Origin of the sequence: Microbacterium sp. (assembly GCF_035277845.1) — a bacterium.
Taxonomy (GTDB): Bacteria; Actinomycetota; Actinomycetes; order Actinomycetales; family Microbacteriaceae; genus Microbacterium.
Window position 1 is genome coordinate 1 of sequence record NZ_DATEJS010000173.1, and the last position, 7,836, is coordinate 7,836.

The 7,836-nt window shown below is 69.6% G+C and carries 5 protein-coding genes; 3 read left to right on the forward strand and 2 right to left on the reverse strand.

Going from position 1 to position 7,836, the window contains the following annotated elements:
• Together VJR25_RS07335 and VJR25_RS07340 are read left to right on the forward strand one after the other, a co-directional pair.
• Positions 1-1,494, forward strand: a 1,494-nt coding sequence (locus VJR25_RS07335) for an SbcC/MukB-like Walker B domain-containing protein (RefSeq protein ID WP_324114083.1), incomplete at its 5' end; no start/stop codon positions are given.
• Positions 1,491-2,642 carry a Wadjet anti-phage system protein JetD domain-containing protein gene (locus VJR25_RS07340; protein WP_324114085.1) on the forward strand — a complete coding sequence of 384 codons (1,152 nt, stop codon included), beginning with the start codon at positions 1,491-1,493 and terminating at the stop codon, positions 2,640-2,642. The genes VJR25_RS07335 and VJR25_RS07340, both read left to right, overlap by 4 nt.
• Positions 2,643-2,750: 108 nt before the next feature.
• Here the strand turns inward: VJR25_RS07340 and VJR25_RS07345 are convergent, their stop codons facing one another.
• Both VJR25_RS07345 and VJR25_RS07350 read right to left on the reverse strand, forming a co-directional pair.
• Positions 2,751-4,346 (reverse strand): isocitrate lyase, encoded by a 1,596-nt coding sequence (locus tag VJR25_RS07345; protein WP_324114087.1) that lies wholly within the window; start codon positions 4,344-4,346, stop codon positions 2,751-2,753.
• A gap of 43 nt (positions 4,347-4,389) precedes the next feature.
• Positions 4,390-5,964: a malate synthase A gene (locus VJR25_RS07350; protein ID WP_324114089.1), complete on the reverse strand. Its 1,575-nt coding sequence runs from the start codon at positions 5,962-5,964 to the stop codon at positions 4,390-4,392.
• Between the two features lie 212 nt (positions 5,965-6,176).
• Between VJR25_RS07350 and VJR25_RS07355 the strand changes: the two genes are divergently transcribed.
• Entirely contained in the window at positions 6,177-7,622 is a 1,446-nt protein-coding gene (locus VJR25_RS07355) for a helix-turn-helix domain-containing protein (RefSeq protein WP_324114091.1), read from the forward strand.
• Positions 7,623-7,836 lie beyond the last annotated feature (214 nt).

A 7,836-nucleotide genomic window follows, 5' to 3' on the forward strand; every position in this document is an offset into this window, starting at 1 on the left:
GCGCTGCGCGGCGAGCTCGAGAGCCACGATGCCGCCCTCGCCGACATCGAGCGACAGCTCACCGCGATCGACGCGGATGCCGCCGCCCTCGCGGGTCGCGCGCACGCGCTCGCGGCTCTCGAGCAGTATCCGAACTGGCCCGCCCTCGACGTCATGACGGCGGCGGCGCAGCTGGCCACCCTCGAAGGCGAACGGCAGACGCTGATCGCCGGCTCCAGCAGGCTCGCGGCCATCGACGAGCAGTTGGCGGGACTCGACGCCGAAGACGAGCGGCTGCGCAACGAGTACGAGGATGCGATCAGCAGGATCAGTGCGCTGCGCACGACTCGCGAGGGGCTCGAGGCCCGGCGGGATCGCGAGCGCGACACGCTCGCGGCACTCGACGAGCGGATGCTCGGGCGGGCGCGTGCACTGTACGTGAGATTGTCCGAACGTGCGGGTCGGCGGGACATCCGCACCATCGAGGGCTGCGACCGCCTCGCGCAGACGCTCGTCACCGGCCTCAACAGCGGGATCGACGCCGCGCAGCGCGAGATGAACGGCTACACCACCAGCATCCAGCAGCAGATGGCGGAGTTCCTGCGCAAGTGGCCGGCTCTGCGCGACGAGATGGATGCCGACATCCGGGCGATCGACGAGTTCCGGGCTCTGCACGACCGGGTGCAGCGCGACGACCTGCCGCGGTTCGAGAGCGAGTTCCGGCACCAGCTGAAGACCAACGCGGTGCGTGAACTCGTCGGGTTCCACGCCTGGCTGCGCAAGCAGGCCGACGAGATCCGCCTGCGCATCGAGACGATCAACCAGGCGCTGCGCGCCATCGACTACAACCCCGGGCGCATCATCGTGCTGACCGCCGAGCCGACCGTGAACCAGGATGTGCGTCAGTTCCGTGCGGATCTGCGCGATGCGACGAGCGATGCACTCGCGGCGGAGGGCGGCGATCCCGAGCGTCAGTTCACCGAGATCCGTGCGCTCATCGAGCGCCTCAAGGGTCGGGAGGGGCACGCCGACAGCGACCGTGCCTGGACGCGTCGAGTGACCGACGTGCGCACCTGGTTCACCTTCGCCGCGAGCGAGCAGGACCGCGAGACCGGCGAGGAGTTCGAGCACTACACCGACTCCGACGGCAAATCCGGCGGTCAGAAGGAGAAGCTCGCGTACACGATCCTCGCGGCCTCGCTCGCCTACCAGTTCAAGCTGCAATGGGGTGCGGCGGCATCCCGCGACTTCCGGTTCGTCGTGATCGACGAGGCATTCGGGCGAGGGTCGGATGCCTCGACGCGCTACGCACTCGAGCTGTTCGCGAAGCTGGGACTGCAGCTGCTGATCGTCACGCCGCTGCAGAAGGTCCACGTGATCGAGCCGTACGTGCGGGCGATCGGCTTCGTCGACAATCCCACCGGCGCGGCATCTCGGGTGCAGACCCTGTCGATCGAGGAGTTCCGCGAACAGCAGCGGGCTGCCGCACTCGCGGCCGTGGCGGCGCGATCGTGACCGATCCCGCGCGGTGGACCGGCCTCGACGGCATCCGCGACGCGGTGCGCCGGCGCTGGGTCGACGGCACCCTCCCGCGGGCGTTCGCCGTCGGGGATCCCTTTCCGACCATCGACGTTCCGCTACGGCATCCCTCCGCAGCCGACCTCGGCGAGCATTTCGATGCGGCGCGCGGCTGGGTGGATGCCGTCGTCCACGGATCCCGCGAGGGCCGCGCGTACGCGGTGCAGTCCATGCGGATCGGCGGGCGTCTCGTCGGGGCGACCCAGGTGCCCGCCCGGGCGGTCGTCTCGACCTACGCCCAGGCCTGGCAGCTGCTCGGCACCGCGGCATCCGCCGAGCTGCTCCGCGAGCTCGTCGCAATGTCGGCCGGCGACCCCGTGCCGCGCGACTGGGCTCTTGCACATCCGCAGGACGCGATCGCCGTCGCCGACGAATGGGCCGCGATGCTCGCCGCCCACCGATGGCTGGTCGGCGCGCGGGGGACGGGGCAGTACCTCCGGCAGGTGGCCGCGCCGCGCGTCGACACCAAGTTCATCGAACGCCACCGCGGGCCGCTCGCCGAGATGCTCGGGGTTTCCGCGACCGCTACCGGATTCACGCGTGACCTCGGACTCACAGCCAAACCGCAGATGGTGCGGATGCGGTTCGATCCGGCGGTGTTCGGGTTTCCGCCGGCTCTCAGCGAGATGTCGCTGCGTGTCGACGAACTGCAGGCGGTCTCGGCCCGTCCCGCCGACGTCCTCATCGTCGAGAACGAGATCACGTACCTCAGCGTTCCGGTGCGTCCGCGGGGAGTGGTGCTGTGGGGCAAGGGGTACGACGCCGACCAGCCGGCGTCGCTGCCGTGGCTCGCCGACGTTCCGGTGCGGTACTGGGGCGACCTCGACACGCACGGTTTCGGAATCCTGAACCGGGTGCGCGCCTGGCTGCCGCATGCTCGTTCGATCCTCATGGACCGCGAGACTCTGCTCCGCCACCGTGCGCGGTGGGTCGCGGAGGGCACACCGACGAATGCGGCGCTGCCGCGACTGGATGCCGCCGAGCAGAGCCTGTACGACGACCTCGTCACTGATCGCTTCGGCCCGGCCGTGCGACTCGAGCAGGAGCGGATCGACTGGGAGTGGGCGCTCGAACGGCTCGGCTGAGACGTCAGCCCGGACGAGCGGCTGCGCTGGCCGGCCGGCGACCTCACCGCGTTCACAGGAGTGGGCAGGGTGCGGGTCGCCGCATCCTGCCCACTCCAGCTGCCGCGTTCAGCCGAACTGGTTCATCGTGTTGTGCTGACCGCCGGCCTTGAGGGCGGCGTCGCCGGCGAAGTACTCCTTGTGGTTGTCGCCGATGTCGCTGCCGGCCATGTTCTGGTGCTTGACCGTGGCGATGCCCTCGCGGATCTCGCGACGCTGCACACCACGCACGTAGGCGAGCATGCCCTCGTCCCCGAAGTACCCCTTGGCGAGATCGTCGGTCGACAGGGCGGCCGTGTGGTACGTCGGCAGGGTGATGAGGTGGTGGAAGATCCCCGCCCGGGCGGAGCCGTCGCGCTGGAAGGTGCGGATCTTCTCGTCGGCGAGGCGTGCCAGCTCCGTGTCGTCGTACTCGACGCTCATCAGGTCGCTGCGGTCGTACGCCGACACATCCTGACCCTGCTCGGCCAGCGCGTCGTACGCCTGCTGGCGGAAGTTGAGCGTCCAGTTGAACGACGGGCTGTTGTTGTAGACGAGCTTCGCATTCGGGATCTCCGCGCGGATCGCATCGACCATGCCGGCGATCTGCTCGACGTGCGGCTTCTCGGTCTCGATCCAGAGGAGGTCGGCGCCGTTGCGCAGCGACGTGATGCAGTCCAGGACGACGCGCTCCTCGCCGGTGCCGGGGCGGAACTGGTACAGGTTGCTCGCGAGACGCTTGGGGCGCAGCAGTCTGCCGTCGCGCTTGATGACGACGTCGCCGTCACCGAGGTCGGCCTCGGAGATCTCCTCGACGTCGAGGAACGAGTTGTACCGGTCGCCGAGGTCGCCGGGATGATGCGTGACGGCGAGCTTCTGCGTGAGGCCGGCGCCGAGCGAGTCGGTGCGGGCGACGATGACGCCGTTCTCGATGCCGAGCTCGAGGAACGCGTACCGGACGGCGTTGAGCTTCGCGATGAAGTCCTCGTGCGGAACCGTGACCTTGCCGTCCTGGTGACCGCACTGCTTCTCGTCCGAGACCTGGTTCTCGATCTGGATGGCGCAGGCGCCCGCCTCGATCATCTTCTTGGCCAGCAGATACGTGGCCTCGGGGTTGCCGAAGCCGGCGTCGATGTCGGCGATGATCGGAACCACGTGGGTCTCGTGGTTGTCGATCTGCGACTGGATGAACTCCGCTCCCGTCTCGTCTCCGGCCGCGCGCGCCCGGTCGAGCTGGGTGAACAGCAGATCCAGCTCGCGTGCGTCCGCCTGGCGCAGGAACGTGTACAGCTCCTCGATGAGCGCCGGCACCGCGGTCTTCTCGTGCATCGACTGGTCGGGAAGGGGGCCGAAGTCCGAGCGGAGGGCGGCGACCATCCACCCGGACAGGTAGAGGTAGCGCTTGTTCGTCGACTTCAGGTGCTTCTTGATCGAGATGAGCTTCTGCTGCCCGATGAACCCGTGCCACACGCCGAGCGACTGGGTGTACACCGACGAGTCCGCGTCGTACTCGGCCATGTCGCGGCGCATGATGTCGGCCGTGTACTGGGCGATCTCGAGCCCGGTGCGGAAGCGGTTCTGCGCCCGCATGCGGGCGACCGACTCGGGGTCGATGGCGTCCCAGCCGGAGCCGTTCTGTTCCTTGAGCGTGCGGATGTCGTCGATGTCGTCGTTGTAAGCGGTCATTGCTTCTCTCCTTCGTCTTGCCGGGATGTCGTTCGGGGTCCGGTCACTCGGACGCGATCAGGTAGCGGTCGTAGGCGGCGAGCGTCAGGAACGCCGGGAAGTCGTCGCCGAGGGCGACCTCGCGGAAGATCTCGACCGCGTCCGAGTAGCGGTCGGACGGATGCCGTGCGACCTCGCGCAGCACCTGGTCGATGGTCCGCTCGATGTACCCGCGGGTGATCGGGGTGCCGTCCTGCGTGCTCTGGCCCTGGTGCACCCACTGCCACACCTGCGCCCGCGAGATCTCGGCGATGGACGCGTCCTCGAGCTGGCCGTCGATGACGACCGAGCCGACGCCGCGCAGCCATGACTCCAGGTACCGGATGGTGGTGGACACGTTGTCGTGCACGCCCGCCGTGGTGATCGGCCGGCCGATGCGCACGTCGATCAGCTGGTGGGCGGTCACCTCGACGTCGCCGCGCTGGCGGTCCCGCTGGCTCGGGTCGGCGCCCAGCACGGCGTCGAACTCGGCTTCGGCGGCCGGCACGAGCCGGGGGTTCGCGACCCAGGTGCCGTCGAAGCCCTCCTCGGCCTCGCGGCGCTTGTCGGCGGCGATGCGGTCGAGCTCGCCCGCGGCATCCCGCCCGTCGAGCACCGCGGTCGTGAGGCCCCCGATCGCGTGCGCCCCGCGCCGGTGGCACGTCTGCACCAGCAGCTCGGTGTACGCGTGCAGGAACGGCACGGATGCGGTGACCTCGTTGCGGTCGGGCAGCACGAACCGGGCACTGCGGCCGCGGTACGCGCGGATGATCGAGAACAGGTAGTCCCAGCGGCCTGCGGTGAGGCCCGCACAGTAGTCGCGCAGTGCGAAGAGGATCTCCTCCATCTCGAACGCGGCCGGGAGGGTCTCGATGAGCACCATGGCGCGGATGGTGCCGTGCGGCATCCCGAGCCGCTCCTCGGTGAACGCGAACACGTCGTTCCACAGGCGCGCCTCCTCGGCGCCCTCGATCTTCGGCAGCGAGAAGTACGGCCCGCGGCCCGCGGCGATGAGAGCCTGCGCGTTGTGGTGCACGTATAGGCCGAAGTCGACGAGGGCGCCGGATGCGTCGCGCCGGATGCCGGCCCGGTCCGTGTACTGCACGTGGCGCTCCGGCATGTGCCAGCCGCGCGGGCGCAGCACGATCGTCGGGCTGCCGTCGCCGGGCTGCTGGTGGCGGATCGCGGCGGCCAGGGTCGACTGCGCCCCGGCGAGGTTGCGCCAGGTGGGGGAGGTGCCGTCTTCGAGGTCGGCAAGCCACACCTTGGCGCCCGAGGTCAGGGCGCGGCGGGTGGATGCCGTGTCGACCGGTCCGCTGATGATCACGCGGCGGTCTTCGAGGCCCGGGCCGGGACCGGCGACCTGCCACGAGGCATCCTGGCGGATGTGGTCGGTGTCGTCCGGGAAGGCCGGGTCGTGGCCGTTGCCGATGCGGAAATTCTGCCGCAGGCGGTCGGCGAGGCGATCGCGGCGGCGCCGGTCGAACCGGTCGTGCAGCTCGGCGACGAACGCGAGGGCGTCGGGGGTGAGGATGTGCGGGTGGTCTGCTGCGTTCGCACCCGCCAGCTCGATGGTCGGGGAGTCGATGAGAAGAGTCATGATCGGGGTCCTTTGCTGAGCCCCGGTCGTTGAGTGAGGAGCGAAGCGACGAGACGAAACGCAGTGAGCCGACGCGTTTCGTCACCGCTTCGCTCGCTCAACGACCGAGGATGGGTGGCTTGAGACCACGATGAGTGAAGAATCCGACCCGAAAAGACCAGATCGACTGTGAAGAGTTGCCGATCTTCTGTTTCTGAGGAACAATCGCCTCCATGACGGACCTCGACGAAGAGCTCGACGCCCTGGCGCTCGGCCGCCGCATCCGGGGCCTGCGCACCGCGCGCGGCATGACCCTCGACGAGCTCGCAGCGGCGATCGGCCGCGCGCCGAGCCAGCTGTCGATGATCGAGACCGGCAAGCGCGAGCCGAAGCTGACCCTGTTGCAGGCGATCGCCCGGGCGCTGGGCGCGAGCCTCGACGACGTGCTCGAGGCGCAGCCGCTCGACGAGCGCGGCGAGGCGGAGCTGGCGCTCGAGCGCGCCATGAAGGGTCAGACCTTCCAGGCGCTCGGCATCGCGCCGTTCCGCATCGGCAAGGCCGTGCCGACCGAGGCCCTGCGGGCGATGCTGGCGCTGCACGCCGAGATCGACCGGCTGCGCGACGAGCGGGCGGCGACGCCCGAGGAGGCCCGGCGCGCGAACGTCGAGCTGCGCCGGCTGATGCGCACGAGGGACAACTACTTCGAGGACCTCGAGGCGCAGGCCCGCGGCATCCTCGACGCGATCGACCACCCGGGCGGCCCGTTGACCCAGCGCGGGGCGTCCGACATCGCCGCGCACCTGGGGTTCTCGATCCACTACGTGCCCGACCTGCCGCAGACCACCCGCAGCGTCGCCGATCTGCGCAACGGACGGCTCTACCTGTCGAGTCGGCTGACGACCCACGGCGACCCGCGCACCGCGGTGCTGCAGGCGCTCGCGAGCCAGATCCTGGGGCACGCGGAGCCGACGAGCTACGCCGACTTCCTGCGGCAGCGAGTGGAGACCAACTACCTCGCCGGCGCCCTGCTGATGCCCGAGGCCCACGTCGTGCCCGTGCTGCAGGATGCCAAGAAAGACCGGGCGATCTCGATCGAGGACCTCCGCGACACGTACGCCGTGTCGTACGAGACGGCGGCGCACCGGTTCACGAACCTCGCGACGCGCCACCTGGGTCTGCGCGTGCACTTCCTGAAGGTGCACGAGTCGGGCACCATCACGAAGGCGTACGAGAACGACGACGTGAACTTCCCGACCGACCGCCTCGGCGCGATCGAGGGGCAGCTGTGCTGCCGCAAGTGGACGTCCCGCGTGGTGTTCGACACCCCCGACAAGTTCAACCCGTACTACCAGTACACCGACACCGGAAACGGCACTTACTGGTGCACCGCCCGCGTGGAGATGTCGAGCGAGGGCGCGCACTCCGTGTCCGTCGGGGTGCGGTTCGACGACACGAAGTGGTTCCTCGGACGCGACACCCCCAACCGCGGCGTCTCCAAGCACGCCGACGAAGTGTGCTGCCGCCGCGCCCCCGCGGAGCTCGAGAACGCCTGGCGCGCCGCCTCCTGGCCGAACGTGCGCACCCCGCGCACGCTGCTCGCGACCCTGCCCACCGGCGCGTTCCCCGGCGTGGACGCCACCGACGTCTACGAGTTCCTGCAGTCCCACGCCCCCGCCTGACGCCCCGGCGTCCCTCTTCCCCCGGTCGTTGAGCGAGCGAAGCGAGCCGAAACGCAGCATCCTGTCGCGCGTCCTCTTCCCCCGGTCGTTGAGCGAGCGCAGCGAGCCGAAACGCGGTCACTTCCGCGCGTCCCTCTTCCCCCGGTCGTTGAGCGAGCGAAGCGAGCCGAAACGCAGCATCCTGTCGCGCGTCCCTCTTCCCCCGGTCGTTGAG

Coding starts and splice junctions, on each gene's coding strand:
- VJR25_RS07355 (WP_324114091.1), top strand. CDS start 6,177: ATGACGGACCTCGACGAAGAGCTCGACGCCCTGGCGCTCGGCCGCCGC.
- VJR25_RS07350 (WP_324114089.1), bottom strand. CDS start 5,964: ATGACTCTTCTCATCGACTCCCCGACCATCGAGCTGGCGGGTGCGAAC.
- VJR25_RS07345 (WP_324114087.1), bottom strand. CDS start 4,346: ATGACCGCTTACAACGACGACATCGACGACATCCGCACGCTCAAGGAA.